The 25,522-nt window shown below is 66.2% G+C and carries 20 protein-coding genes; 9 read left to right on the top strand and 11 right to left on the bottom strand.

The window, feature by feature from the left end; all coding sequences use genetic code 11:
* Positions 1 to 93 precede the first annotated feature (93 nt).
* Complete coding sequence (locus tag CIT40_RS08890) at positions 94 to 909, top strand: uracil-DNA glycosylase (protein WP_094892091.1); 816 nt, start codon at positions 94 to 96, stop codon at positions 907 to 909.
* 124 nt (positions 910 to 1,033) lie between these two features.
* On the opposite strand, the gene CIT40_RS08885 is transcribed toward CIT40_RS08890, so the two are convergent.
* The 4 genes from CIT40_RS08885 to CIT40_RS08870 all read right to left on the bottom strand — a co-directional run bounded on the left by CIT40_RS08885 (position 1,034) and on the right by CIT40_RS08870 (position 5,286).
* On the bottom strand, positions 1,034 to 2,542 hold the full coding sequence (locus CIT40_RS08885; protein WP_094892090.1) for a glycosyltransferase family 39 protein: 1,509 nt from the start codon (positions 2,540 to 2,542) through the stop codon (positions 1,034 to 1,036).
* Positions 2,543 to 2,714: 172 nt separating this feature from the next.
* The gene (locus tag CIT40_RS08880; protein ID WP_094892381.1) at positions 2,715 to 3,569 is read right to left on the bottom strand and encodes a ribonuclease HII; all 855 of its coding nucleotides are present in this window, start codon (positions 3,567 to 3,569) and stop codon (positions 2,715 to 2,717) included.
* A 73-nt stretch (positions 3,570 to 3,642) separates the two neighbouring features.
* The gene (locus CIT40_RS08875; RefSeq protein ID WP_094892089.1) at positions 3,643 to 4,098 is read right to left on the bottom strand and encodes a VOC family protein; all 456 of its coding nucleotides are present in this window, start codon (positions 4,096 to 4,098) and stop codon (positions 3,643 to 3,645) included.
* 21 nt (positions 4,099 to 4,119) lie between these two features.
* A complete protein-coding gene (locus CIT40_RS08870) occupies positions 4,120 to 5,286 on the bottom strand; it encodes a PA0069 family radical SAM protein (RefSeq protein ID WP_094892088.1) in 1,167 nt (388 codons plus the stop codon).
* Between the two features lie 210 nt (positions 5,287 to 5,496).
* On the opposite strand from CIT40_RS08870, the gene CIT40_RS08865 reads away from it, so the two are divergent.
* From CIT40_RS08865 to CIT40_RS08850, 4 genes are all read left to right on the top strand, one after another.
* A complete protein-coding gene (locus CIT40_RS08865; protein ID WP_162307837.1) occupies positions 5,497 to 7,884 on the top strand; it encodes a phosphoketolase family protein in 2,388 nt (795 codons plus the stop codon).
* A 4-nt stretch (positions 7,885 to 7,888) separates the two neighbouring features.
* Positions 7,889 to 9,085, top strand: a complete 1,197-nt coding sequence (locus tag CIT40_RS08860) for an acetate/propionate family kinase (protein WP_094892086.1) — start codon at positions 7,889 to 7,891, stop codon at positions 9,083 to 9,085.
* Between the two features lie 82 nt (positions 9,086 to 9,167).
* Complete coding sequence (locus CIT40_RS08855; protein WP_094892085.1) at positions 9,168 to 11,096, top strand: hypothetical protein; 1,929 nt, start codon at positions 9,168 to 9,170, stop codon at positions 11,094 to 11,096.
* A gap of 11 nt (positions 11,097 to 11,107) precedes the next feature.
* Positions 11,108 to 12,715 (top strand): PEP/pyruvate-binding domain-containing protein, encoded by a 1,608-nt coding sequence (locus CIT40_RS08850; RefSeq protein ID WP_094892084.1) that lies wholly within the window; start codon positions 11,108 to 11,110, stop codon positions 12,713 to 12,715.
* Here the strand turns inward: CIT40_RS08850 and CIT40_RS08845 are convergent.
* Positions 12,701 to 13,540, bottom strand: a complete 840-nt coding sequence (locus CIT40_RS08845; protein WP_094892083.1) for an RMD1 family protein — start codon at positions 13,538 to 13,540, stop codon at positions 12,701 to 12,703. The two genes, CIT40_RS08850 and CIT40_RS08845, sit on opposite strands and share 15 nt — an antisense overlap.
* Before the next feature lie 319 nt (positions 13,541 to 13,859).
* On the opposite strand from CIT40_RS08845, the gene CIT40_RS08840 reads away from it, so the two are divergent.
* Both CIT40_RS08840 and CIT40_RS08835 read left to right on the top strand, forming a co-directional pair.
* Positions 13,860 to 14,435 carry a glycosyltransferase family protein gene (locus tag CIT40_RS08840; RefSeq protein WP_094892082.1) on the top strand — a complete coding sequence of 192 codons (576 nt, stop codon included), beginning with the start codon at positions 13,860 to 13,862 and terminating at the stop codon, positions 14,433 to 14,435.
* 62 nt (positions 14,436 to 14,497) lie between these two features.
* The gene (locus CIT40_RS08835; RefSeq protein WP_094892081.1) at positions 14,498 to 15,457 is read left to right on the top strand and encodes a bifunctional helix-turn-helix transcriptional regulator/GNAT family N-acetyltransferase; all 960 of its coding nucleotides are present in this window, start codon (positions 14,498 to 14,500) and stop codon (positions 15,455 to 15,457) included.
* A 155-nt stretch (positions 15,458 to 15,612) separates the two neighbouring features.
* Here CIT40_RS08835 and moaB read toward each other — a convergent pair whose 3' ends face one another.
* Complete coding sequence (gene moaB / locus CIT40_RS08830) at positions 15,613 to 16,176, bottom strand: molybdenum cofactor biosynthesis protein B (protein ID WP_094892080.1); 564 nt, start codon at positions 16,174 to 16,176, stop codon at positions 15,613 to 15,615.
* Positions 16,177 to 16,312: 136 nt separating this feature from the next.
* Positions 16,313 to 17,245: a KPN_02809 family neutral zinc metallopeptidase gene (ypfJ, locus tag CIT40_RS08825; RefSeq protein WP_094892380.1), complete on the bottom strand. Its 933-nt coding sequence runs from the start codon at positions 17,243 to 17,245 to the stop codon at positions 16,313 to 16,315.
* A gap of 413 nt (positions 17,246 to 17,658) precedes the next feature.
* Between ypfJ and CIT40_RS08820 the strand changes: the two genes are divergently transcribed.
* Both CIT40_RS08820 and CIT40_RS08815 read left to right on the top strand, forming a co-directional pair.
* Positions 17,659 to 18,789: a site-specific DNA-methyltransferase gene (locus CIT40_RS08820; RefSeq protein WP_094892079.1), complete on the top strand. Its 1,131-nt coding sequence runs from the start codon at positions 17,659 to 17,661 to the stop codon at positions 18,787 to 18,789.
* A 339-nt stretch (positions 18,790 to 19,128) separates the two neighbouring features.
* Positions 19,129 to 19,809, top strand: a complete 681-nt coding sequence (locus CIT40_RS08815) for a glutathione S-transferase family protein (RefSeq protein ID WP_094892078.1) — start codon at positions 19,129 to 19,131, stop codon at positions 19,807 to 19,809.
* A 57-nt stretch (positions 19,810 to 19,866) separates the two neighbouring features.
* On the opposite strand, the gene CIT40_RS08810 is transcribed toward CIT40_RS08815, so the two are convergent.
* The 4 genes from CIT40_RS08810 to CIT40_RS08795 all read right to left on the bottom strand — a co-directional run bounded on the left by CIT40_RS08810 (position 19,867) and on the right by CIT40_RS08795 (position 25,503).
* Positions 19,867 to 21,876, bottom strand: coding sequence for a methyl-accepting chemotaxis protein (locus CIT40_RS08810; RefSeq protein ID WP_162307414.1), 2,010 nt, complete (start codon positions 21,874 to 21,876; stop codon positions 19,867 to 19,869).
* A 247-nt stretch (positions 21,877 to 22,123) separates the two neighbouring features.
* On the bottom strand, positions 22,124 to 24,670 hold the full coding sequence (locus CIT40_RS08805) for an HWE histidine kinase domain-containing protein (protein WP_094892076.1): 2,547 nt from the start codon (positions 24,668 to 24,670) through the stop codon (positions 22,124 to 22,126).
* Positions 24,667 to 25,251 carry a biliverdin-producing heme oxygenase gene (locus tag CIT40_RS08800; protein ID WP_094892075.1) on the bottom strand — a complete coding sequence of 195 codons (585 nt, stop codon included), beginning with the start codon at positions 25,249 to 25,251 and terminating at the stop codon, positions 24,667 to 24,669. Before CIT40_RS08800 ends, CIT40_RS08805 begins: the two co-directional genes overlap by 4 nt.
* Before the next feature lie 117 nt (positions 25,252 to 25,368).
* Positions 25,369 to 25,503: a YjiS-like domain-containing protein gene (locus tag CIT40_RS08795; protein ID WP_094892074.1), complete on the bottom strand. Its 135-nt coding sequence runs from the start codon at positions 25,501 to 25,503 to the stop codon at positions 25,369 to 25,371.
* Positions 25,504 to 25,522 lie beyond the last annotated feature (19 nt).

Here is a 25,522-nt window from a genome sequence, read left to right as displayed (position 1 = left end):
TTGTTTCCGATTTTTCCGGGTAGGACAACAGCGGAAATGCGTTCCGCTGGGATGCAAGGCGGCCTAAGATGAACTAATAGTCTGACTTTCCAAATGATCCCCGAGCCCGCACCCACCGTCCGAGAGCTTCTCGCCTTCTATCTGGAGGCCGGGGTCGATTGCGCGCTCGCGGAGGAACCGATCGACCGCCTGGCGGAATTGGACGCCCCGCCGCCGACCCCGCGCGCGGCGCCTCCGGTCGAGGCACCTCGTCCTGTCGCCGCCCCCGCGACCATGCGCGGCGAGGCCGCACCGGCGCCCGACATCGCGATTGCCTCCGCACGCGAGGCCGCGCGCACCGCGCCGACGCTGGAGGCGCTGCGCGAGCTGATGCAAAGCTTCGAGGGCTGCGCGCTGAAGCACACCGCGACGCGGCTGGTGTTTGCCGACGGCAATCCGCAGGCGCGCATCATGTTCGTCGGCGAGGCGCCGGGCCGCGACGAGGACATCGAGGGACTGCCCTTCGTCGGGCGCAGCGGCAAGCTGCTCGATCTGATGATGGCAGCCATCGGCCTCAACCGCAGCACGGCCTACATCGCCAACGTGATTCCGTGGCGGCCGCCCGGCAACCGCACGCCGACGCCGCAGGAGACGCAGATCTGCCTGCCGTTCATCCAGCGCCAGATCGAGCTGGTGAATCCCGACGTGCTGGTGACGCTCGGCAATCCCTCGACGCAGACGCTGCTGTCGACGCGCGAGGGCATCATGCGCACGCGCGGACGCTGGTTCGACTACGACGCCGGCGGACGGACCATCCGCGCGCTGCCGACGTTCCATCCGGCCTATCTGTTGCGCTCGCCATCCTACAAGCGGCTGGCCTGGCAGGATCTGCGGGCGATCGCGAAGGTGCTGGAGCAAGGCGCGACGTAGCTACACATGCCGTGTCATTCCGGGGCTCGCGAAGCGAGAGCCCGGAATCCATCGGACGACAGAGTTGGTGGGTGAATGGATTCCGGGCTCGCGGCTTTGCCGCGCCCCGGAATGACGACCGTGGCTACGTCCCCTTCGGCCGCACGATGGCCCAGCCGATGCGCAACAATTGCTGGCGGCCTGTCACCAGCCATTCGAAGGCGCGCGGCACTTCGGGGACGATGCCGGGAAAGCGCTTGAGGATGTCGGGCGGCGGCGTGCCGGCGGTATCGGAGGCGCGCCAGACCACGACGCCGCCGGTCTCGGCGAATTTCGTCTGGTTCATCCACGGCGTCCGGGCGGGGTCGGCGTCGACGAAGAGATGCGGCCGGCCCGAATGCAGCGCAATCAGGCTCGCCAGCTGCGTCTCGCCGGCAACCGCGCGCAGGCGATGGTTGGTGCGGCGGGCAAAGCTCTCGTCGAAGAAGTCCGAGATCGCACGCGCGGGCATCGAGGTCGCAATTTCTCCGGTGCCGGTCCAGGGCAGCAGCAGGACGGCGAGCACGACGCCCACGGCCGGCGCCACGACGGCCGCGGCCCACACCATGCGCAACATCCGCGCGCGGCGCATCGCGATGAGATCGCCGGCCGCGACCACCACGGCGAGTCCGGACATCACCAGCACGACGCCGGCGCCGCCGACGACGGAGTCGAGCCCGAGCAGGCCGGAAATCAGCACCGCGCCCAGCGCAGGCGCCAGCGCGAAGAAATAGACGAAGTTGCGCGCGAGCGGCTCGACCGGCGGCCGATAGATGATCGGCGGCTCCTCGCCCTTCCCTGCGAACAGGCCGGTGTTGAGGAAAGTCAGCGCGGGAATCGCGGCCGCTCCGAGCACGAGGCCGCCGAGCAGCCAGGCCGCATGGACCGCGCGCGCGTTCAGATCAGTGACTGCAGGCAAGGTCGGTAAAACCAGCGTCTCCGCCCGCATCAGCCAGGCCGCGTAGGGCAACGCCAGCACCGCGACGACGATCAACGCGAACAGCGGATCGAGCGCGAGCAGCGTGCGGCGGCCGCCGACAGTCGAGAGCGCGAAGACGACGAGCAGGAGCAGCAGGAAAATCGCTGAAGGCGTCGTCAGCAGCAACAGACCGGCCTCGATCGACCAGGCGAACCAGGCATTGCCGCGACGCTGGCCGATGATCTGCCAGGAGTGCAGCAGCAGCAGCGCCCAGAGCGGACGGGCCAGGACGAGGGGGCCGAAGTCGAGCGCCGACGAGGAGAAGGCGAGCACCGTCATGGTCAAGAGCACCGCGAGCACCGCCTGCTGCGAGCCGACCACGGCGCGGGACAGGTAGTAGAGCGTGATGAAGGTCGCGATCTCGCAGAGCTCGGCCAGCACATAGACGCCGAACATGTGGCCGCCGGCGGCGCGATAGGCGATGTCGGCGAGCCAGACCGGCAAGGGTGGGCCGAGATCCGTGCCGACCTGGTATTCGCGTCCGAAAGCCAGCAGCGTCGCGAGGGTGCCGGGTGGGCTGCGATAGAACACCAGCGCGACGAACAGCCACATCGCGGCCTGCAGCAGCACGGCGATCCAGACGATCAGCCGCGGCCGGGCGCGAATGAGCTCGATGACCAGGGAGGTAAACCGCATGCAACGCCCGAAAGATGCAGCCAACCCGTCCAGCCGGCCCTATTCGCTCACGCGTTCTTTGATAAGGGGCGTCACGCGTCGTGGCAACGACGGTTTGCTTCCTCTCCCCGGTCGCTTCTCGCTCTGCTCCCCGCACGCGGGGCGAGCGGACGGCCGCCCCGCGTGGGAAAGATTAGAGCCCAACCGAGACGTCGACCTCGACACTGGCTTCCACCTGGACCTCGGTGACCGCGAACAAATCCTGCACCGGCTCAGCGGTCCACGGCATGTGCTTGGCACGCGCCGCCGCGACCGGGGCGAAGAAGCGGCGGTGGTAGACGGTGGGGCCAAGGCGGTTCAGCGCATCGAGGTGCTCGGGGACGCCGTAGCCCTTGTGCTGCTCGAAGCCGTAGCCGGGGCAGTCCTGCGCCAGCGCGCACATCAGGCGGTCGCGCGTCACCTTGGCGACGATGGAGGCCGCGGCGATCGACAGCACGATACCGTCGCCGCCGATCACGGCTTCGCAATCGCAAGGCGTGTCGAGCCGGTCGCGGCCGTCGACGAAGACGTGCCTCGGCGCCTCCGGCAGAGCCACCACCGCGCGCTTCAGCGCCCATAGTGAGGCCCGCAATATGTTGTCGCGGTCGATTCGCGCGGGCGACGCGACGGCGACCGAGACCTGGGCGGTGGCGCAGATTTTGTCGAACAGTCTTTCGCGCTCCTCCGCCGTCAGGCGCTTGGAATCGTCGATGCCGCGCGGGATCCGGTCAGGGTCGAGAATTACGGCCGCAGCCACCACGGGCCCGGCGAGCGGCCCTCGGCCCGCCTCGTCGCAGCCGGCGACCGGCCAGACGCCGCGCTTGATCAGCGCGCGCTCGCGGCGAAAGCTTGGGGAAGCGACCGCGATGATGCCCTTCTTGCCCGCGCTCCTGCCGGCCGAAACCTTGGTCGCAGGTGCTTTGCCGGCCTTGGCGGGCGCTGCCTTCTTCGCAGCGTCCTTGTTTGGCGCGTCTTTGGCCGGTGTCTTGGCGGACTTGTCCCGAATCATGGCCGGGATCGTGCGCAAGCGGCCCGGCCGGTGCAACCCGGAACCGCTCAAAATACCCGCTATTCAGCCTGCCCTACTCTGCCAGATGCACCCGCCGGTCGTCGCCGACCTCGATACCGGGTGCAACGACGACCTCCCAGGGATGGCCGTCGGGGTCCGTGAAATAACCGGAATAACCGCCGTAATCGGTCTCGTGCGCGGCCTTCACCAGTTTCGCCCCCTTGCTGAGGGCGAAGGCCAGCACGGCATCCACCTCTCCACGCGTGGCGCAGTTCCAGGCGAGTGTCATGCCCCGGAAGGCGGTAGGCCTTGGATCGTCCGGCAGCTTGGCGTCGGCCGCGAGCTGATCCCAGGGGTACAGCGCGAGCACCGGACCACCGGTGTCGTAGAACGCCACCGCCTCGACGGTCGCTTTCAGCCGGCGTGAAAAACCGAGGGCATCATAAAACGCAATGCTGGCGCGGATGTCGCTCACGCCCAGCGTGATGACGGTCAGCCGGGGCACTGGAGCCGGAACTTCCTTACTCATACTACGCTTCTCTTTTCTCGCTCAGAACAGGCTGAGCTGATCGCCGTTCCGCTTCGGCCGGGCGAAATGATCCGTGGTCAGCTTGGAGCGCCGCTTGTTGAGACCGAGCCTGTCGCAGGCGATCTCGAACCGGCGGCCGATGGTCCAGGCCATCGGGCCGGTGCCCTTCATCCGCTCGCCCCATTTCGCGTCGTAATCGCGCCCGCCGCGCATTTCGCGGATCAGGGTGAAGACGTGGCGATAGCGGTCCGGATAGTTCGCCATCAGCCATTCGCGGAAGAGATCGCGCACCTCCAGCGGCAGCCGCAGCAGGACATAGGAGGCTTCCTTGACGCCGGCATGCGCGGCCGCATCGAGAATGCGCTCGATCTCGGAATCGTTCAGTGCGGGGATCACGGGCGCAACCATCACGGTGGTGGGAATGCCGGCCTCCGACAGTTGCTTCAGCGCCTCCAGCCGCTTCGACGGCGTCGCCGCACGCGGCTCCATGGTGCGCGCCAGTTTCGGATCGAGTGAGGTCACTGATATAGCGACCTTGGCGAGATTGCGCTTGGCCATGCGCGACAAAATGTCGATGTCGCGCACCACCAGAGCCGATTTGGTGACAATGCCGACGGGATGGCCGGCGCGCTCCAGCACTTCGAGGATGCCGCGCATGATCTTCCGCTCGCGCTCGATCGGCTGATAGGGATCGGTGTTGGTGCCGATCGCGATCATCCGCGGCTCGTAGCCTGGAGCCGCAAGCTCCGCCTCGAGCTGCGCCGGCGCCTCGGGCTTCACGAACAGTTTCGACTCGAAGTCGAGCCCCGGAGAGAGGCCGAGATAGGCATGAGTCGGCCGCGCAAAACAATAAACACAGCCGTGCTCGCAGCCGCGATAGGGATTGATCGAGCGGTCGAAGCCGATATCGGGGCTGTCGTTGCGCGTGATCACCTTGCGCGAGGTGTCGACGCCGACGCTGGTCTTGAACGGCGGCAGCTCTTCGAGGCTCTGCCAGCCATCGTCGAAGGCAATTCGGGCCTCGGCCTCATAGCGGCCGCTGGTGTTGGACTGCGCACCCCGCCCTCGCCTGCGCGCGCGGTCGATGGCGACACCAAGCTCTGGAAAGTCAGAGTCCACACCCGCCGGCTCGGAGGGCGCCTTGACCGGCGGGTGCTTGAGCGCATGAGAGGATGCTGCTGGACTCATGAAGCCAAGATAGCACCACAGCGGAACAAATCAAGAACATAAACGAAAAATGGGAAAACAACCCCATGCACAGTAGCCGCCCAAATTTCGGGCGGGGCCGCTTGACCTCACGCAACATGCCCGTCGCAATGATCTCGTTTGATGCCGGCCAGGGATCGATCGTCGCGGAACAATGTTGGTGACGATCGCCGGGTGAAGGTCAGCATGAATATGACAAATCAACAACAATCGGCCGCGGCAAGCAGCAACCTCGACCTCCTCGATCGCTACTGGCGCGCCGCGAACTACCTCTCCGTCGGGCAAATCTATTTGCTCGACAATCCGCTGCTGCGCGAGCCCTTGCGCCCCGAGCACATCAAGCCGCGTCTGCTCGGCCATTGGGGCACGACGCCCGGCCTGAACTTCATCTACGCCCATCTCAACCGCGTCATCCGCGCGCTCGATCTCAGCGTGCTCTATGTCTGCGGCCCCGGCCATGGCGGGCCGGGCATGGTCGCCAACACCTATCTGGAAGGCAGTTACAGCGAGATCTATCCCGACATCGGGCGCGACGCGGACGGATTGCGCAAGCTGTTCCGGCAATTCTCCTTCCCCGGCGGCATTCCGAGTCACGCGGCGCCGGAAACGCCGGGCTCGATCCACGAGGGCGGCGAACTCGGCTACGCGCTGGTGCATGCTTATGGCGCGGCGCTGGACAATCCTGATCTGATCGTCGCCTGCGTGGTCGGCGATGGCGAGGCCGAGACCGGCCCGCTGGCTGCGTCCTGGCATTCCAACAAGTTCCTCAACCCCGCTCATGACGGCGCGGTGCTGCCGATCCTGCACCTGAACGGCTACAAGATCGCCAACCCGACCGTGCTCGGACGGATGCCCGACGGCGAAATCCGCGATCTGTTCCGCGGGCTCGGCCACGAGCCGCTGTTCGTCGAGGGCGACGATCCCAAATTGATGCACCAGGCCATGGCGGACGCGCTCGACGTCGCGTTCGCCAGCATCCGCTCGATCCAGCAGCACGCCCGCGACGGACGCAAAATCGTCGCGCGGCCGCGCTGGCCGATGATCGTGCTGCGCAGCCCGAAGGGTTGGACCGGCCCGAAGGAAGTCGACGGCAAAAAGGTCGAGGGTTTTTGGCGGGCGCATCAAGTCCCGGTGGCGGGCTGTCGCGAGAATCCGGCGCACCTCAAGGTGCTCGAAGACTGGATGCGCAGCTACGAGCCCGAAAAGCTGTTCGATGAAAGCGGCGCGCTCATCCCCGAGCTGCAGGCCCTGGCGCCCGACGGTATCAGGCGCATGGGCGCCAATCCGCATGCCAATGGCGGCCTCTTGAAGAAGGAGTTGAACCTGCCGGACTTCCGCAGCTTCGCCGTCGAGGTGCCGCAGCCCGGCGCCGTGACCGGCGAAGCGACGCGCGAGCTCGGCAAATTCCTGCGCGACGTCATCCGCCTCAACGCAAAGGAACGCAATTTCCGCATCGTGGGCCCGGACGAAACCGCGTCAAACCGGCTGGATGCGGTGTTCGAGGCGACCGAGCGGGTCTGGATGGAGCCGATCGAGCCTTACGACGTGCATCTGGCGCAAGACGGCCGCGTCATGGAAGTCCTCAGCGAGCATCTTTGCCAGGGCTGGCTCGAGGGCTACCTGCTCACCGGACGGCACGGCTTCTTCTCCTGCTACGAGGCCTTCATCCACATCGTCGATTCCATGTTCAACCAGCACGCCAAATGGCTGAAGGTGACGCGGCACCTGCCGTGGCGGCGGCCGATCGCCTCGCTCAACTATCTGCTGAGCTCGCATGTCTGGCGCCAGGACCACAACGGCTTCAGCCATCAGGACCCCGGCTTCGTCGATCTCGTCGCCAACAAGAAGGCCGACATCGTCCGCATCTACTTTCCCCCGGATGCCAACACGCTGCTGTGGATCGCCGATCACTGCCTGCGCACCTACAACCGCATCAACGTTATCGTCGCCGGCAAGCAGCCGGCGCCGCAATGGCTGTCGATGCAGGACGCAGCCACGCATTGCGATGCCGGCATCGGCATCTGGACGTGGGCGGGCACGGAAGACGGAGGTCTCGAGCCGGACGTGGTGATGGCCTGCGCCGGCGACGTGCCCACGCTGGAAACGCTTGCCGCCGTGGACCTGCTGCGCAGAGCCCTGCCCGATCTCAGGATCCGCGTCGTCAACGTCGTCGACCTGATGACGCTGCAACCGCAGGACCAGCATCCTCACGGGCTTTCCGACCGCGACTTCGACGGCCTGTTCACGCGCGACAAGCCGGTGATCTTCGCCTACCACGGCTATCCCCATCTGATCCACCGGCTGACCTACAACCGCACCAACCACGCCGGCATGCATGTGCGCGGCTTCATCGAAGAAGGCACCACGACGACGCCGTTCGACATGGTCGTGCTCAACGAGCTCGACCGCTACCACCTCGCGATCGAGGCGATCGAGCGCGTGCCGGGGCTTGCCACCAGGGCCGCGCATGTGAAGCAGCAGTTCCGCGATACGCTGAGCGAGCATTCGCGCTACGTGCGCGAACACGGCGAGGACATGCCGGCGGTGCGGGACTGGGCCTGGCCAGGCAGGACCGGTTGACCTCATGCCAAAGCCGGAGGCGGTCCTCGTTCTCAACAGCGGCTCGTCGAGCATCAAGTTCGGCCTGTTCGACATCTCGGCCGCCGTGCCGGCCCTGCTTTGCAACGGCCTGCTCGACGAGCACGAGACGAGGCCCCGCCTCGTGGTGAAGAGCCCCGCGGGCGAAAGCCTGTTCGAGAAGCAGCGGGCGGCATCGGACACGGACGGCGGTCATCTGTTCGCCGACGTGCTCGCCTTCATCGAGGACCAGTTCGGCAATCATCGCCTGCGCGCCGCTGGCCATCGCATCGTCCATGGCGGCCCGGATCATTCCGGCCCGGTCGAACTGACAGACGAGGTTGGTGCCAAGCTGGAGCGGCTGACGCCGCTGGCGCCGCTGCACCAGCCGCGCTGCCTGGCGCCGGTGCACACCATCTCGGCGATCCGCCCGGAGCTGACGCAGATCGCCTGTTTCGACACCGCCTTCCATCACGGCATGACGCCGCCCGCGAGCCGCTTCGCCATCCCGCGACGTTTCGAGGAGCGCGGCATCCGGCGCTACGGCTTTCACGGCCTGTCGTTCGAATATGTCGCCGGGCGCCTCGCCGAGATCTCGCCGCAGCTCGTCGAGAAGCGCACCGTCGTCGCGCATCTCGGCAACGGCGCCAGCCTCTGCGCACTCCGCAACGGTCGCAGCGTCGACACCACGATGGGGCTGACGCCGCTCGACGGTCTGGTGATGGGCACGCGGAGCGGCACGATCGATCCCGGCGTGCTGCTCTATCTGCAGCAACAGGAGAAGATGTCCGTCGAGGACGTCCAGCATCTGCTCTATCACCAATCCGGCCTGCTCGGCGTTTCCGGCCTCTCTTCGGATATGCGCACGCTGCTTGCGAGCGGCGAGGTGGCGGCGCAGGACGCGGTCGATCTCTTCACCTTCCGTGCGGCACAGCAGGTTGCGATGATGGCGAACACGCTCGGTGGGCTGGATTGCCTGGTCTTCACCGGCGGCATCGGCGAGCATGCGAAGGAGATCCGCAGCGAGATCGGCGAACGTCTCGGCTGGCTCGGCGTGCGCATCGACGCCGTCGCGAACAACGCGACGCGCGAGCGCATCGGCGCTGCGAACAGCACGGTGAACGTCTTCGTCATCCGCACCAACGAGGAGATCACCATCGCGCGCCACTGCGCCGACTTGCTGCGCGAGCGCGGAGATTTATGACAGATACATGAATGATCTGGCGCAACGGCCGTGTCGCAACTTCGCGGCATAGTGCCGGTCTCGAACGTTGCGCGGACAGACCATGAAAACCCAGATCATCGAAGAGCTCGGACAAGGCGACATCCTGTTGCCGGCGCTGGTGGCGGAAGGGCTTGCCGCCAACGACCGCATCAAGGTGCGGATGAGCGCGTTGCAGGCCGCCGCCCACCATGCGCGGGTGCCGGACCGGCCCGCGAGCGACCTCGGCATCGAGAGCCAGGCCGCGAGCATTGCCCCTGCCGCAATCGCGACGCTGATCGGCGGCGCTCACATGATCGGCCAGGACCGGCTCGCCGCTCCGAACCTCGCCAAGCTGATGAAGGAGATTCAGGACGACGCCGCGACCATGATCCGCGCCGTCGATGCCGGCGCGCCTGACGACGGCAAAAAGGCGAATGCACGGCTCGACGCGATCCGCGGGGCCGGCCTGCTCGACGCCGTAAGCGAGATCGATATCTCGCGAATCGCGCGCCTGACCGGCGTGGCGGAGACGGCCGGCGACAGCCTGCACCGCCTGGTGATGGACCTGCACAAGCAGCTCAACGGGTTGGCGGCCAGCTGTTCCGAAGAAGCACTCGACGGCGCCCACGTCTTCGGCCTGCATGCCGAGGACCGCGCCGCCGTTGCGGCCTTCATGAAGGGGCTGAACGCGACGCGCGGTCTCAAGTTCAACCATCCCGGCCTCGACACCATGGCGACACGCGCCGGCGGACGGCTCCTGATCCAGAACGACATCGGCACCACCGACGCCCATGTCGTCGTGATCGCGGTGAAGAAGAACGCGATCACCGTGACCTACACCGACGTGCACCTGGCGCGGGCAAAATTCTTCATCTCGCTGTTCGACAAGTTCGAGGCGACATGGAGCGGGCTCGATCGTCACACCGCCGCGGGTCTTGGCGAGGACAATTCGTTCTATCTCGTCACCGGCCAGTACCAGACCGATCACGCCGCCGATCGCAACGAATTCCTCGCGGCGGTCGGGGCCGCGCTGGTTTTCCTGATCGACTGGAACAAGGCTCGCAAGCTGCTGCGGACCTGGGTCGCCAAGGACGATGCGGCGCGCATCCTGGAATGGGCGGCCCGCCACCGGATCGGCCATCGCGGCTTCCTCGAGCTCGGCGGCAACGAGTTGCTGGGGTCCGCGGTCAGGAACGCCGCGCCCGCGCGGATCGGTTTCGGCGAACGCCTCGACCAGGCGCTGGGCCGCAGCGCCGCGATCGACTTCCTCAAGGCGGCGTTGCGCGCCTCCACCGAGGCGCTGCTTTCGGGCCGCTCGGTCAGGACAGTCCGCGACCAGATCGAGGCCGATCTGGTTCGGCATCTCGAGCGCGTCGATGGGGCCCTGCTCGCCTCCGTGCTGCGCCAGACCGGATTGGCCCACGATCTCGTCACCGCGATCACCCGCCATATCGCCGCGCTGAGCGCCGGCCAGCCCGCTGACGGCAAGCCGCTGGCGCAGCGTTGCGCCGCCATCGAACGGAAGGCCGACCGCATCGCGCTCGAAAGCCGCAAGGAGGTCGACCGCCTCGACGCCCGGCCCGTGATCGGACAATTGATCGACCGCGTCGAGGAGGCCATCGACGAACTGGAGCAGGCGGCCTTCGTCGCCTCGCTGCTGCCCGAGCGGACCGACCCTGCCCTGCTGGCAGCGCTCGCCGAGCTCTGCGTGGTGGCCGTGACCGCAGCCGAGGTCGCCGCCAGCGGCGTCGCCGCCGCGATGGACGTGCCGGAAGGACGACGGATCGATTCCGAGGATGCGCTGGCCGCAGTGACCCGCCTGATCGACGCCGAACATGCCGCCGACACAAAGGAACGGGCCACGACCACTCTGGTCTTCCGCGGCGGCTTCGACGTCGCAACTTCGCTGTCGGTGATCGAGCTCGCCCGCGCCATCGAACGAGCCACCGACCGCTTCGCAGCCTTCGGCCATCTGTTGCGCCGTCACATCATGATCGATCTGGCAGCTTGAGGGGAGCCACCATGCATATCGTGCGTATCGGCGCTGATGCGACCGAACTGCGGCCTGCCGAAGAGATCGGCGCCAAGGCCGCCAACCTCGCCCGAATGGCGGCACTCGGCCTGTCGGTGCCGCCCGCCTTCGTGCTGCCGGTCAAGCTCTGCGCCGACATCATTGCCGGCCATGCCCATTCCACGCAGCATCTGCGCAATGGCCTGAAGGAGGGGCTGGCGTTCCTGGAGAGCGCGACCGGAAAGCGCTACGGTGACCGCAGGCAGCCGCTTCTGGTGTCGGTGCGGTCCGGCGCGGCGCGGTCGATGCCGGGCATGCTCGACACCGTGCTCGACGTCGGCTGCACGCCGGACGCCGTGCACGGCCTGATCCGCGCCACCGGCCGGCCCCGGCTCGCATGGGATTGCCGGCGGCGCTTCCTGGAGAGTTTCGGCGAGACCGTGCTCGGGCTCGATCCGGCGCCGTTCGCTGCGCGCATCACCGAGCTGGTCGACGCCGAAGGCGCCACCAGCGACCGGGAGCTGGACGGCGAGGCACTGGAACGGCTTGCCGCCGCGGAGCAGGCGCTGGTCGAGGACCGCGCCGACAGCTGGCTCGACGATGCGGTCGCCCAGCTCGAAGCGGCGGCGCGGGCGGTCTACCAATCCTGGATGAGCGAACGGGCTCAGACCTACCGCAAGCTCCAGCAACTCGACGACCTCGAAGGCACCGCCGTCACCGTGCAGGCGATGGTGTTCGGCAATGGCGGCCTCGCCTCCGGCGCCGGCGTGGCATTCTCGCGCGATCCATCGACCGGCGCGCCCCGCGCGATGATCGATCTCGTGCTGGACGCTCAGGGCGAGGATGTCGTGTCCGGCCGCCGCACGCCCGATACGGACGACGCGATTGCCCGCGCGCTGCCGGCGATCCGGACCGAGCTCGGCATTGTGCTGAAGCGGCTCGAACGTGAATTCGGCGACGTGCAGGACGTCGAGTTCACGGTCGAGAACGGCAAGCTCTGGATGCTCCAGACCCGCGCGGCCAAGCGGACGCCGCGCGCCGCGGTGCGGATCGCGATCGACCTCGTGCATGAAGGATTGATTTCGACCGACGAGGCGCTGGCGCGGCTCTCCGGCATCGACCTCGGCGCGCTGGTCGAGATCTCGCTGGTGTCTGCCGGCGCGGCGGCGGCGTCCGGCATCGGCGCCTCCGGCGGCATCGGCGTCGGTCGCGCCGCGTTCGATTCCGAGGGCGCCCAACGCCTTGCGGCCACAGGCGAGCCGGTCATCCTGCTGCGTCCCGACACCAGCACGGCAGACGTCGCGGGCTTCGCGGTGGCCGCCGGCATCGTCACCTCGGTCGGGGCGCGAACCTCGCATGCGGCGCTGGTGGCGCGGCAGATGGGCAAGCCATGCGTGGTCGGCTGCGGCGAGCTGAAGATCGAACCGGGCGCACGGCAGGCCCGGCTTGGTGCTGCCGCATTGGCGGAGGGCGACTGGATCACGATCGAGGGTGATGCCGGGCAGATCCATCTCGGGCGTTGCGAGACGACGGAGCGGCGGCCGGAGGCCGAGCTCGCCGAAATTGCGGCATGGCAATCGCAGGCCGGCATGCGCCGCGGCGTCTCAGTGAGTGCCTGACAGGATCTGGAAGCAACCGATCGCGACCTCGATCACAATCAGCACGACGACGGCGATCTCGAGACGCAGCGAGCGCTGGGTGTCGATGATATCGGTCAGCGCGTTGGCGGTCTCCGACACGGCAGCGAGCTTGCGCTCCAGCGTGTCGAGACGTTCCTTCAATTCGTACTCGTCTTCGAGCCGGCCATAGAGCCGGTCGAGCTCGGGCTTCTCCCAGAGCACGTCGGGCTTCTCGGCCACGGCGACGCGGCCGGCAACGCGCTGCTGCACCAGAAGCGCATTGCCGATCAGTTGCAAGATACCCTTGCGCCGCGGCGGCGTGCGGCCCTGCTCGGCGAGCCTGCGGGCGAACGGCTCGATCACGTCGAACACCGCCGCGACGCGCCGCTCGTCGCGCGCCAAGGACGTGCTCTTGGCCAGCGCGTCCGCAATCAGCAGCAGTCGCTCGTCGGAGAATTTGGCGAGGCAGATCGGACCGCCCGGCTGGATCGCCTCAGCGCTCTCGTCCTTGCAGAGCTGCGCCTGCGCGATCTCCTCTTCATACGGGCTGAGCTCGCTGGTCACCCGGGACTTCAGGCTGTCGATCAGCACCTTCTCCTCCGAGGGCAACAGGCCGATCAGCACCACGACGCCGTAGCGGAAGATCACGGCAAGGCCGGCATGGACGCGGAATGCGGCCGGCGTCGAGGACACCAGCGGGCCGAGTTCAAGCCCGGACGCGTTGATGCGCTCGCCCAGCATCAGCGCGCGGATCCGCAAGGTCGGTGCCGCCTCCTGCTTCGGCGACGTCGACGCCGTGCCGACAGCGAGTTGATCGGCGTTCATGGGAAGCCTCCGCCAGCACCAAGGTCACACATGTCCCGTTCGAACCCTTCTTACAGGGCGCGCCCTCCTGCAGGAGCCAACCCGCGCCGCGCAATGTCGCCGTGAGACGCGGGGTAAATACTCTCGGAACGAGCTTGTGCCGAAACATTCGGCAACATCGCCAACCCACGCGTGACATATTTGGCTGCGATGACGGGCTGCGGTTTACCATCGCACGCCGAAGCGCCGCCGGAAAGTTGCACTCGGCAACGCCACGTGTTTATGACAACATCACAACAAGCTACGCTTCTCCCGAAGTGCGGACATTGAAGCCTCAATCATGCTGAGCGTCATCATTCCGACCGAAGGCGTCGAGCAGACCGCGGTGGCGACATTGGCCGCGCTGGTCCCCGGGGCCGCCGCCGGCGTCATCCGGGAAGTGCTTCTGGTGGACGGCACCCGCAACGGCGTCATCGAGCGGGTTGCCGACGTCGCAGGCTGCCGTTTCGTCGGCTTCGAAGGATCCTCACAGGGCGCCGCGCTCGCGGCCGGCGCGCTCCAGGCCCGCTCGCCGTGGCTGATGTTCCTGCCCGCAGGCGCCGTGCTCGAAACCGGCTGGATCGAGGAAACCACCCAGTTCATCCAGGCCGTCGCGACCAGCGGACGGGACCGTGCTGCGGTGTTCCGCTATGCGCGCTCGCCTTACGCCGATACCGGATTGCGCGACATCCTCCGGGCCGTGGTGCGCAGGCTGGTCGGGCCTTTCGGCGACCAAGGCCTTTTGATTGCGCGTGATCATTACGATCGCATCGGCGGCTACCCGCCGCAGGCCCGCCGCGCCGAGGCACGGCTGCTCCGGCGGCTCGGCCGCTCTTCCCGGACCATGCTGCGCAGTCGGATCGTGATGGTCGCCTGAAGTCATCTCGTACTTGCCAAAGTCAAACAATTAATTGACAATGGCAAATATCGAGGTGCCTCATGCCATCAAGCCCTTCTCCATCAGCCATCGCGACCGAACAGGTTGCCGACGATCGCATTGCAGCGGTCCGCGCCTTCAACCGCTTCTATACCCGCAAGCTCGGTGTGCTCGACCAGCATCTGGGAAAGAGCCCATTTTCGCTCAGCGAGGCGCGCGTGCTTTATGAACTAGCGCATCGCGACGAGCTTGCGGCAAAGGAGATCGGACTCGAACTTGGCCTCGACCCCGGTTATCTCAGCCGCATCGTGCAAAGTTTCGAGGAAAAGGGGCTGATCACGCGAAAGCCCCTGCCCGCAGATCGCAGGCAATACCAGCTCAGCCTCACTGCCAAGGGCCGCCAGACCTACGCCAAGCTGAACCTGAGCTCGCAAAACGAGGTCGCCGCGATGCTGGCGCAGCTTTCGGCCGAGGATGCAACGCGGCTGACGCAGGCGATGGCGACCATCGAGACCGTGCTGGAGCGACGTCGAACCCAGCCCGCGGCTGTCATGCTGCGCAGCCATCGCGTCGGCGACATGGGCTGGGTCATCTCCAAGCAGGCCGCCGCCTATGCCGCGGCCTACAATTGGGACATCAGCTACGAGGCGCTGGTCGCCGAGATTTGCGCTCAGTTCATCAAGAATTACGATGCCGCACGCGAGCACTGCTGGATCGCGGAAGTGGGTGGCGAGCCGGTCGGCTCGGTCTTCCTGGTCAAGGCCACCGACGAGATCGCCAAGCTCCGCCTGTTGCAGGTGGAGAAGAGAGCGCGCGGCCTCGGCGTCGGCCGCGCGCTGGTCGAGCAATGCATGCAGGGCGCGCGCGAGCGCGGCTATAAGAGGATGACGCTGTGGACGCAGAGCATCCTGGTGGCCGCGCGCGGCATCTACAAGAGCGCAGGCTTCGAGCTGGTCTCGACCAAGCCGCATCACAGCTTCGGGCAGGATCTGGTGGGCGAGACGTGGGAGCGGGATCTGTAGCGCTACCGCCACAAGCCAGGAATCGTAGGGTGGGCAAAGGCGCATGAGCGCCGTGCCCACGGACCATGCGTTGCGGACAGAGATCGTGGGCACGCTCCGCTTTGCCCACCCTACGATACTGCTGCCGTGGAGAGACGTCCGAGATCTATCCGCGCCTACACCGTCGCGCCTTGCGCCTTCGGCCTTCGCAGATGCTCGTCGAGCCGCGGCATGATCTCGACGAAATTGCAGGGGCGCGTGCGGTAGTCGAGCTGGGCGGCCAGGATGCCGTCCCAGCCGTCGCGGCAGGCGCCGGGCGAACCCGGCAGGCAGAAGATGTAGGTCGCGCCCGCAACGCCGGCGGTGGCACGGCTCTGGATCGTCGAGGTGCCGATCTTGGCGTGGCTCAGCATGTGGAAGACGATCGAGAAACCGTCCATGCGCTTTTCGAACAGCGGCTCGATCGCCTCGGGCGTGACGTCGCGTCCCGTAAAACCAGTGCCGCCCGTGGTGATGACGACGTCGATACCGGCATCCGCGATCCAGCGGCGAACGATGGCCCGGATCGCCTCGACATCGTCGGTGACGATCTCGCGCGCGGCAAGATGATGACCGGCCGCGGTGAGGCGGTCGGCGAGCGTCTGGCCGGACTTGTCATCCGCGAGCGCACGTGTGTCGGACACGGTGAGCACCGCGATATCGAGCGGGATGAACTGTTTGGTTTCGTCGATCGAGACCATTGCGTCACGCCTTCTTTCTCAACCCACCGCCGTCATCCTGAGGTGCGCGCGCAAGCGCGCCTCGAAGGATGGGTTACGGGCTCGTCATCCTTCGAGGCTCGCCAAGAGGCGAGCACCTCAGGATGACGGATGACTCCTACGACCCGCCACCAAACGTATTGCAGGCCTGAACCGTGCCCTGCTGATAGCCGGTCATGAACCACTGCTTGCGTTGCGCGGCCGAGCCGTGGGTGAAGGAGTCAGGCACGACACGTCCCGTCGCCTGGCGCTGCAGCGTATCGTCGCCGATCGCGCTCGCCGTGGTCAGCGCGGCGTCGATGTCGCCGGCCTCGAGGAAGTTCGGACGCTTCTTCGACTCGCGATTGACCCAGACGCCGGACAGGCAATCGGCCTGCAATTCGACCTTGACCTGGAGCGCGTTGGCCTCCGCCTTCGAGCCCGCCTGCTGCTGCAGCCGTGTCACGCGCGGAATGATGCCGAGCAGGTTCTGGATGTGATGGCCGGCTTCATGCGCGATGATGTAGGCGGTGGTGAAATTGCAGGCGGACTTGCCGGAGCAGCCGCGGAAGCGCGTCTCGACCTCGCGGAAGAACGACGTGTCGAGGAAGATGGTGCGATCCGGCGGACAATAAAACGGCCCCATCGCCGACTCTGCCCGGCCGCAGCGGCCGCCATTGGTGACGTTGCGGAACAGCACGACCTTCGGGCCGGTGTAGGACTGGCCCGAGGCCTGGAAGATTTCGCTCCAGCGGTCGTCGATCTCGCCGAGAATGCCCGAGATCATGCTGCCCATCTCGTCCGTCGGCGCGCCGCGTTTCGCGGTCGAGGACGACTGGCGGTCGGTCTGGTAGCTCGGCGCCTGGCCCCCGCCGGTGAGAATCTCGGCGCCGCCGATCAGGATGCGCGGATCGATGCCGAAGGCATAGCCGACCAGGCCAAGCACGATGATGGTGCCGATGCCGAGCCCGCCGCCGCCCATGGGCAGGCCGAACCCGCCGCCTCCGCCGCCGCCACCTTCGTCGCGACGATCCTCGATGTCGTCGCTGCGGCGGAAGTCATCGTAACGCATGGCGGCCTTCCCCTCGGGGTCCTGGTCAAATTCGTCGGGCGCAAGAGCGCGAAAGCTCAACGCGCCACACAGGTAAAATTTCCGTTGCCTTTATCAATATCGTGGCCGGCAAAAATTGCCTAGTGCGGCAGCCTGTCGATGCCAGCAATATTTTCCTGGCATCCAGCAATTTTTTCCGAGAGAAATTTCCGGCCTTTTTGAAGCCATGATTGCTTCAGCAACCCGGGCAAACGCAAAATCCCCGTAAAATACAGCGATTGCGCACGACCGCATGCACGCAGAACGCGACGCGAGACCTGCTCATGAAAGCAGCGGGTTAAGTCGATTTTTACTTTGCCGCTTCAATGTAACGGTCAGTCGGTTGTTTGGTCCCGCGTCGCCGACAGCGTCGCCTGAGTCAGAGTTCTTGAGTCATGGTAGAGTCGCGTCGCGGGGCGTCTGCAAGGGCGCCCCGCACAAATTTTGAGTCCGCTTCGCATCGCATCATTCTCGGCGATTGCGTTGCCGAGATGTCGAAGCTTCAGGCTGGTTCGGTCGACCTCGTGTTCGCCGATCCGCCCTACAATCTCCAGCTCAAGGGCGATCTCAAGCGCCCCGACGAATCGCATGTCGATGCCGTCGACGACGACTGGGACAAGTTCGATTCATTCTCCGCCTATGACGATTTCACCCGCGCCTGGCTGCTTGCCGCGCGCCGCGCGATGAAGCCTTCGGCGACGATCTGGGTGATCGGCTCCTATCACAATATCTTCCGCGTCGGCGCGATGATGCAGGATCTCGGCTTCTGGCTGTTGAACGACATCGTCTGGCGCAAGTCGAACCCGATGCCGAATTTCCGCGGCCGCCGCTTCACCAACGCGCACGAGACCATGATCTGGGCAGCGCGCGACGAAAAAGCCAAGGGCTACACCTTCAACTACGAAGCGCTGAAGGCTGCCAACGAGGACGTGCAGGCCCGATCCGACTGGCTGATCCCGCTCTGCACCGGCGAGGAGCGCCTCAAGGGCGCCGACGGCAAGAAGGTGCATCCGACGCAGAAGCCGGAAGGGCTTCTCGCGCGCGTGCTGCTGTCCTCGTCCAAGCCCGGCGATCTCGTGATCGATCCCTTCAACGGCACCGGCACCACCGGCGCCGTCGCCAAGCGCCTCGGTCGCTCCTATATCGGCTTCGAGCGCGACAAGACCTATGCGAAAGCGGCCGAAGCGCGCATCGCCGCGGTCGAGCCGCTGCCGGAGGCGAGCCTCGCCCCGTTCATGACCGCGCGCGAAGCGCCGCGCGTGGCGTTCTCCGAACTGATCGAGCGCGGCATGATCATGCCCGGCACCAAGCTGTTCGACGCCAAGAAGAAGCTCGGCGCGCTGGTCCGCGCCGACGGCGCCATCATGTTCGGCGACAAAGTCGGCTCGATCCACCGCATCGGCGCGGTGGCGCAGGGCGCACAGGCCTGCAACGGCTGGACCTTCTGGCATGTCGAGACCAAGAAAGGTCTCAAGCTGATCGACGAGCTCCGCGCCGAGATCCGCGCCGGCATGGCCGCGGGGTAGCTCCCCCCTCCGTCGTCATTCCGGGGCTCGCGAAGCGAGAACCCGGAATCCATTCACCCCTCGTCCCCAGTCGTCCCACGGATTCCGGGCTCGCGCTTCGCGCGCCCCGGAATGACGGCCTGCTCAAATGCTTTGACCTTGAGCTGCTGAAAGCGGTCGGCCCGGCGTAGCCCTTACGACGACGGCCAGCGTTTGTTACGCTGACTGGCCTGCGCGGCGCGCAGGTGCCGCCCGGCAAACTCGCCGGTTGCCCTCCCCGATCAGGTTCAGGCTAGAGTAGCCGGCCAGCGGCGGCAAAGCCGCGGCCGCGCTCGGCCACCAACACTGGGGAGACACCATATGCTCAAATTCTATTTCAACGGCTCGCCGAACCCGACCAAGGTCGCACTCTTCCTGGAAGAGGCCGGTCTGCCCTTCGAGCCCGTGAAGGTCGACACCCGCAAGGGCGAGCAGTTCGCGCCGGACTATCTCAAGGTCAATCCGAACGGCAAGGTGCCGGCGATCGACGACAACGGCACCATCGTGTTCGACTCGAACGCCATCTTGCTCTATCTCGCCGAGAAGACCGGCAAGTTCCTGCCCGCCAACCGCGCCGAACTCCTGTCCTGGCTGATGTTCGTGGCCACCGGCGTCGGGCCGTATTCGGGTCAGGCGGTGCACTTCAAGCACTTTGCCCCGAAGGACCAGAACCACGACTACGCCCATAACCGCTATCAGTACGAGACCGACCGCCACTACAGGATTCTCGACGCTCATCTCGAAGGCCGCAGCTACATGGTCGGCGACAGCTATTCGATCGTCGACATGGCGCTGTGGGGCTGGGCGCGGATGGTGCCGTTCAAGCTCGGCGACGACGCCTTCGCGCGCTACCCGAACGTGAAGCGGCTGATGGACGAGATCTCGGCGCGGCCGGCGGCAGCGCGCGCGATCGCGCTGAAGGACAAGTTCAGCTTCAAGGCGGAAATGGACGACGAGGCGCGCGCCAACATGTTCAAGCACCTGGCGACCAAGGTCGCCTGATCGCACCGCACCGCTCTTCGAGGCCACGCGCATGCGCGTGGCCTTTTGCGTTGAGACTCAGGCGGCGTGGACCGAGTTCAGGAACTTGGCCACTTCCTGCTTCAGCCGGTTGCTGTCGGCCGACAGCGAGCGCGCTGCCGACAACACCTGCGACGAGGCCGATCCGGTTTCGGAGGCGCCGCGCTGGACGTCGCCGATGTTGGACGACACCCTCTGCGTGCCATGGGCCGCTTGCTGGACGTTGCGGGAAATCTCCTGCGTCGCCGCGCCCTGCTGCTCCACGGCGGCCGCGACCGTCGACGAGATCTCCGATAGCCGCTCGATGGTGCCGCTGATCTCCCTGATGGACCCGACCGATTCTGCCGTCGCGGCCTGGATGCCGGAAACCTGCTGGGCGATCTCGCCGGTGGCCTTCGCGGTCTGCTCGGCCAGCGCCTTGACCTCGGAGGCGACCACGGCAAAGCCGCGGCCTGCATCGCCCGCGCGCGCCGCCTCGATGGTGGCGTTCAGGGCCAGCAGGTTGGTCTGGCCGGCGATCGTGCTGATCAGCTCGACCACGTCGCCAATCCGCGCCGCGGCCTTGGAGAGCGCGCCGACGCGGTCATTGGTCCTGCTCGCCTGACCGACGGCCTCAACCGCGATACGGGCGGATTCCTGCACCTGGCGGGCGATTTCCGACACCGAGGAGGAGAGCTCCTCGGTCGCCGAGGCGACCGCCTGCACATTGGCCGAAGCCTCCTGCGAGGCGCTGGCGACCTCAGTTGACAAATCCTGCGCCCGCGAGGCGGTCGTGGTCAAGGTGCCGGCGGAAGCTTCGAGCTCGTTCGAGGCCGACGACACCGTGTTCACGATCTCGCCGACCGCCTGCTCGAACTGGTCGGCCAGCCTGACCATGTCCTTCTTGCGGCTCTCGGCCTGCCGCGCCTCGAGCTCGGACTGCTCGGCGCGCATGCGTTCGGTGTCGATCATGTTGTCCTTGAACACCTGGATCGCCTTGGCCATGTCGCCGATCTCGTCAGCCTTGCCGCGGCCGGGGACCTCGACCGCGAGATTGCCGCCGGCAATCAGCCCCATCGCACGCGTCATCGAGGTCAGAGGACCGACGATGCTGCGGGCGATCAGGAAGGCCACGATGCCGCCGAACAGGATGGCGAGGCCGCCGGCGACCTCCTGAATGGTCGTCGTGCCTGCGATCACGGCGTCGGCCTCACTGCGGGAGCCCTGATAGTCCTGCTTCAGGGTCGTTTCCGCAGCCTTGAGCCTGCCGATGCTGCCGACGATGAGGGGCGCGAGGCTCTTGTGGTAGATCTCTTCGGCCTGGAGCATCGCGGCGGAAGTGGTTTCGAACGCCGATTTGTAGATGCCGAGCGAGGTCTTCACCGGCGCGAGCGTGGATCGCAATTCCGTCGCCTGCGGGCTCTTTTCGAGCGCCACGAGCCGTTGCGCCGCCCTGTCCACACTCGCCCGGAAGTTGGCCGGCCCCTGCGCGTCGCGCAGCGCCAGGAACCGCCAGTTTGCAACCCGAACGAGGAGGATTCTGGATTCGAGGTCGGCGACGAGGGCCGCGGTGTCTTCATCGACGGCTGCGCGCGCCGCATCGACGAGCTTGCCCATCTTGACGGCCAGTTCCTCACCGCTCGGCAGCAACGTGGCCTTGCCCGTTCGCGCCTCGTTGACCGCGTCTCCGAGATTGTCACGCAGGCGTCGCATCTTGGCGATGTCGTCGATCAGGCCGTTATAGAGCGCCCGCCGATCCTCGGAGGCCGTTCCCTTCGCACCGACCCGCAACAGCTCGGTTGCCGCGGTTTCCCTCTCCAGCGCCTCTTTCATCGCGGATTCGTCGGCGTCGTAGACGTAGCGCAGATTGGCGCGCTGGATTGCTTGAAGATGGGTCGAAATCTCCAACACCCGCGCCGTGCTGTCCGAGAGCGCGGATTGTCGTGCGACCTGCTCCTGCACCGCCCGCAAATTCCAGACGGCAACCACTGCCATCACGAGACCGACCACCACCAGGGCCATGAAGCCTGCGTACAGGCGTCCCCTGATCCGCAAACGAAACTTCGGCATTCCCACCGTCCACCAAGATGCATTCCACTTCGAGCGGCCGGTCACGTCACCAGCCACCCCGGCAGCCGCGCGTCGCCTCCTTGCGACCCACGCTGCACTGCGGCACCATGGAGGACACTCCTTAATTGAACCTTCAAATTTTTCGCGCGAGTCGAATCGGCCGGCGCAAATGCTGCTGATTTTATCGGCAGCTATGCGACGTCATGCAGGGGATCCGCAACGGCATGCATAGCGTGACAGGCGACCTTCAATCGGCACCGGCCTGCTGCAATTTGCCGAGCGCGTGCTCGACCACCTCGAGCGTATAAGGCTTCTGAACGACCGGCGCGTCGGCGAGCTGTTCCGGAATCGGCGCGCGCTCGCCATAGCCGGTGGCGAAGATGAAGGGCACGCCGATCTCTTTCAGCCTCTGCGCCACCTTGATGCTGCTCTCGCTGCCGAGGTTGAGGTCGAGCAGCGCAAAGCTAGGGCGGGCACGTTCGATCGAGCGCAGCGCCTGGTCGACGCTCGCGGCGGTGTCGACATGGCGGGCGCCGAGATCCAGCAGAATGACCTCCGCCGCCATGGCGATGATAAGATTGTCCTCGACGATCAGCGCCGTGTCGGAAATGCGGGGACGGGTGGCTTCCTGTTCTTCGACTCGCATTGTAGCTCCTGCGATGGATGGCACCAGCTCGACGAAATTGGGGGGGATGACGAACTTCGCCTGGACTCCGAGCAGGTCGAAACGGATCTCCGCATCGCCCTTGAGGTCATACGGCACCGACCGCTCGATGATGGTGGTGCCGAAGCCGCGGCGCGTCGGCGGCTGCACCGGCGGGCCGCCGCTCTCTTTCCATTCGATGACGAGACTGGCGGACGGATCCAGACGCCAAACCACCTCGACGCTGCCGGTGGAGTCGGCGAGTGCGCCGTATTTTGCGGAGTTCGTCATCATCTCGTGCACGACCAGCGCCAGCGTTGCGAACGCCTTGGGATCGAGCGCAACGTCGGGTCCGCCCATCTTCACCCGGCCCGCGCGCGCGCCAAGATAGGCGCCCGCCTCGGATTCGACCAGCGTGCGCAGGGCAACGGGGGCCCAGTTGAAGTTGGTGATCTGGTCGTGGGCACGTGCCAGCGCCTGGATGCGGCCGCCGAGCACCCCGGCGAACTCGTCCACGGTCTTGGCCGTGTCCTTGCTCTGCGCCACCAGCGCGCGGACGAGGCTCAAGATGTTGCGGACGCGGTGATTGAGCTCGGCAATCATCAGCTCCTGCCGCTCCTGCGCACCACGGCGCTCGCGTGCGGCAAGGTCGGACAGTTGCAGGATCACCTCGAGCAGCGTGACGCGCAGGCTTTCGGCGATGCGGATGTCGGCCGACGACCACGGCTTCGACTGCCCCGCGACCGTCTCCTGCCAGAGCTCGAAACTCTTGCGCGGCGTCAGGCGCGGCCCGTTCGGTCCTTCCTCGTAGACCTTGTCGGGCGCACCGGCCCAATTGACCGACCGCAAGACTTCCCGCCGGAAGAAGATCAGGCAGTCGCGCGGGGTCCGCGAGATCGGAATGGCGAGGAAGCCGGCCGCGCGGTCGCGAAACACCTCGCCGGCCGCATAGAGCTTGGCAATCTCGGCGCTGGCGCAGATGCGGCCCGGCGAGGTTCGGTTGATGAAGGCGACGAGATCCTTGACCTCGTCCTCTGTCGGCGTCTCGCCATCCAGCGTGATCTTGTTGTCGGACCAGATCGCCACGCCGTCGCATGCGATCATCCTGCGATAATCGCCGACGAAATCGACGATCGCGCGCCGGCTGTGCTCGTGGGTCGCCGCGGTCTCGATCAACCGCTCCTGGATCTTCTGGGCACTGGCCTCGTAGGCGACGTCGCCCTCGCGCTCCCGTCCCTCCACGATCCAGGAGAACATCTGCCCGAACAGCTCGGAGGCCGTGCGCTTCTCGAACGAGATGTAGTGCGGCGAGTAGTGATGGCATGCGAACAGGCCCCACAGCTTGCCGTCCCGCAGGATCGAGACCGACATCGAGGCGGCGACGCCCATGTTGCGCAAATATTCGATGTGAATCGGGGACACCGAGCGCAGCACGCTCATCGAGAGATCAAGCAGCCCCGCATTATGCGTGGCGGTCGACAGCAGCGCCGCCGGCTTCATGTTGATGTCGGTGATGATGCGCAGCCAGTTGCGCTGATACAGGATGCGGGCCTGCTTGGGGATATCGGAGGCCGGATAGTGCAGCCCGAGAAACCGCTCGAGGCCGGCTTCCGCGGCTTCGGCGATCACCTCGCCAGACCCGTCCGGGTGAAACTGGTAGACCATGACGCGGTCGAAACCGGTCAGCACCTTGAGCTGGCGCGCAGCCTCGCGGACGAGCTCGCTCATGCCGCGGGTCTTGCGGATGCGCTCGAGCATCAGGCGCACCAGTTCGCCGGAATTGACGTCGGGTTCGATGACGCTGGGCTCGGCCTCGATGATGAGATAGGCACCCGAGAAATGAAGCGCGAGATCGTAGAGCTTCTTGCCGGCCTGGAGTTCGACGCCGAATATGCGTTCGGTCGCGTCGGGACCACTGAGCTGATCGACGTGGCTGCGGATCGTCGCAACCGCAGCTTCCGATATGACTCGGGACAGCGGCTGCTGCAGCAGATCGGCGACCTCGGTCCCGAGAAAACTGCCGACATTGTCGGAAGCCATGCAAATCGTGAAATCCGACAGTACCGTCAGCAGGAAGCCGAACGGCTGCACGTTGCCTGGAATGTGGATCGGCTCACGATCGCAATTGCTGAGATTGACGGCCTCGTTCATGTCCGGTCCGCCGCTCGCTCGAACGCGGCGAAAGCGCCGCGGGCCGCGCGGATCGCCTCGTCCTCGTCGCAGGTGTCCTCGGCTTCAAGCTTTGACAGAAAGCTGTGCCAGAGCCGCTGGCCGGTGCCATGGCGGAGATAGGCGGTCGCTCCGCCGATGCGTGGGTCGGCCGCGTCCGCGACCGCCTTGAGCAGGAATTTGGCCCCGAGCCGCGAGCCTTCCAGCACGTACATCGTGCCGAGCACGCTGCTGCGGGTCATCGGCGGCACCGACACGGTGGCAAGCACGGCGCTGCCGAGCCGTCCGAGATCCGCCACGATTGCAGCACTGCGCGCGCGCTCCGGCCAGTCCGGAAATATCCTGGCGACGCCGGCCTCGGCGAGTGCGGCCTCGAGCGGCAGCAGCGCGCCGGCGCTGGCCTGCAGGAAACGGCGATAGCCGGAAAAATCGGTGAGATCGAATGCGGACAGCTGCGAATCGAGTTCCCGATGCGCGGCTGACGTGGCGTCTCTCAGGCGTTCACGAAGTCCGAAAGAGCTGCGGCCCAGATATGTCGATACGTCCGAAGCCCCAGCCAGCATGAAATTCCCAAACGCGCGCAATGCCGGGGGCGATATTGCCCCGGAACCGACCAAACGTCGCGAGAGCCCAAATGGTTCCCGCAGGGTTCGGAATGATGAAGACCCCAGCTGTCTTCTCTATACGCGCCGGCGCGGCTTCTGTAGCTCGTACGCAATCTCCGACCGGGACATCCCGCAGTCCTGAAGCTCCCGATCGGTCATGGCCGCGAGCTGATACCGCGTCCTAGAGCGCTCATGCCGGGTCCGGACCATCTCCACCAGCGCTTGCCAG

Origin of the sequence: Bradyrhizobium amphicarpaeae (genome assembly GCF_002266435.3) — a bacterium.
Classification (GTDB): Bacteria; Pseudomonadota; Alphaproteobacteria; order Rhizobiales; family Xanthobacteraceae; genus Bradyrhizobium; species Bradyrhizobium amphicarpaeae.
The sequence above is the reverse complement of the archived record's forward strand: the minus strand, read 5'-3'. Positions and strand labels throughout refer to the sequence as shown.

Coding starts and splice junctions, on each gene's coding strand:
- CIT40_RS08880 (WP_094892381.1), bottom strand. CDS start 3,569: ATGATTCGGGACAAGTCCGCCAAGACACCGGCCAAAGACGCGCCAAAC.
- CIT40_RS08865 (WP_162307837.1), top strand. CDS start 5,497: ATGACAAATCAACAACAATCGGCCGCGGCAAGCAGCAACCTCGACCTC.
- CIT40_RS08885 (WP_094892090.1), bottom strand. CDS start 2,542: ATGCGGTTTACCTCCCTGGTCATCGAGCTCATTCGCGCCCGGCCGCGG.
- CIT40_RS08835 (WP_094892081.1), top strand. CDS start 14,498: ATGCCATCAAGCCCTTCTCCATCAGCCATCGCGACCGAACAGGTTGCC.
- CIT40_RS08850 (WP_094892084.1), top strand. CDS start 11,108: ATGCATATCGTGCGTATCGGCGCTGATGCGACCGAACTGCGGCCTGCC.
- CIT40_RS08810 (WP_162307414.1), bottom strand. CDS start 21,876: ATGCCGAAGTTTCGTTTGCGGATCAGGGGACGCCTGTACGCAGGCTTC.
- CIT40_RS08820 (WP_094892079.1), top strand. CDS start 17,659: ATGGTAGAGTCGCGTCGCGGGGCGTCTGCAAGGGCGCCCCGCACAAAT.
- CIT40_RS08840 (WP_094892082.1), top strand. CDS start 13,860: ATGCTGAGCGTCATCATTCCGACCGAAGGCGTCGAGCAGACCGCGGTG.
- CIT40_RS08795 (WP_094892074.1), bottom strand. CDS start 25,503: ATGGTCCGGACCCGGCATGAGCGCTCTAGGACGCGGTATCAGCTCGCG.
- ypfJ (WP_094892380.1), bottom strand. CDS start 17,245: ATGCGTTACGATGACTTCCGCCGCAGCGACGACATCGAGGATCGTCGC.
- CIT40_RS08890 (WP_094892091.1), top strand. CDS start 94: ATGATCCCCGAGCCCGCACCCACCGTCCGAGAGCTTCTCGCCTTCTAT.
- CIT40_RS08860 (WP_094892086.1), top strand. CDS start 7,889: ATGCCAAAGCCGGAGGCGGTCCTCGTTCTCAACAGCGGCTCGTCGAGC.
- CIT40_RS08800 (WP_094892075.1), bottom strand. CDS start 25,251: ATGCTGGCTGGGGCTTCGGACGTATCGACATATCTGGGCCGCAGCTCT.
- CIT40_RS08845 (WP_094892083.1), bottom strand. CDS start 13,540: ATGAACGCCGATCAACTCGCTGTCGGCACGGCGTCGACGTCGCCGAAG.
- CIT40_RS08875 (WP_094892089.1), bottom strand. CDS start 4,098: ATGAGTAAGGAAGTTCCGGCTCCAGTGCCCCGGCTGACCGTCATCACG.
- CIT40_RS08870 (WP_094892088.1), bottom strand. CDS start 5,286: ATGAGTCCAGCAGCATCCTCTCATGCGCTCAAGCACCCGCCGGTCAAG.
- moaB (WP_094892080.1), bottom strand. CDS start 16,176: ATGGTCTCGATCGACGAAACCAAACAGTTCATCCCGCTCGATATCGCG.
- CIT40_RS08855 (WP_094892085.1), top strand. CDS start 9,168: ATGAAAACCCAGATCATCGAAGAGCTCGGACAAGGCGACATCCTGTTG.
- CIT40_RS08805 (WP_094892076.1), bottom strand. CDS start 24,670: ATGAACGAGGCCGTCAATCTCAGCAATTGCGATCGTGAGCCGATCCAC.
- CIT40_RS08815 (WP_094892078.1), top strand. CDS start 19,129: ATGCTCAAATTCTATTTCAACGGCTCGCCGAACCCGACCAAGGTCGCA.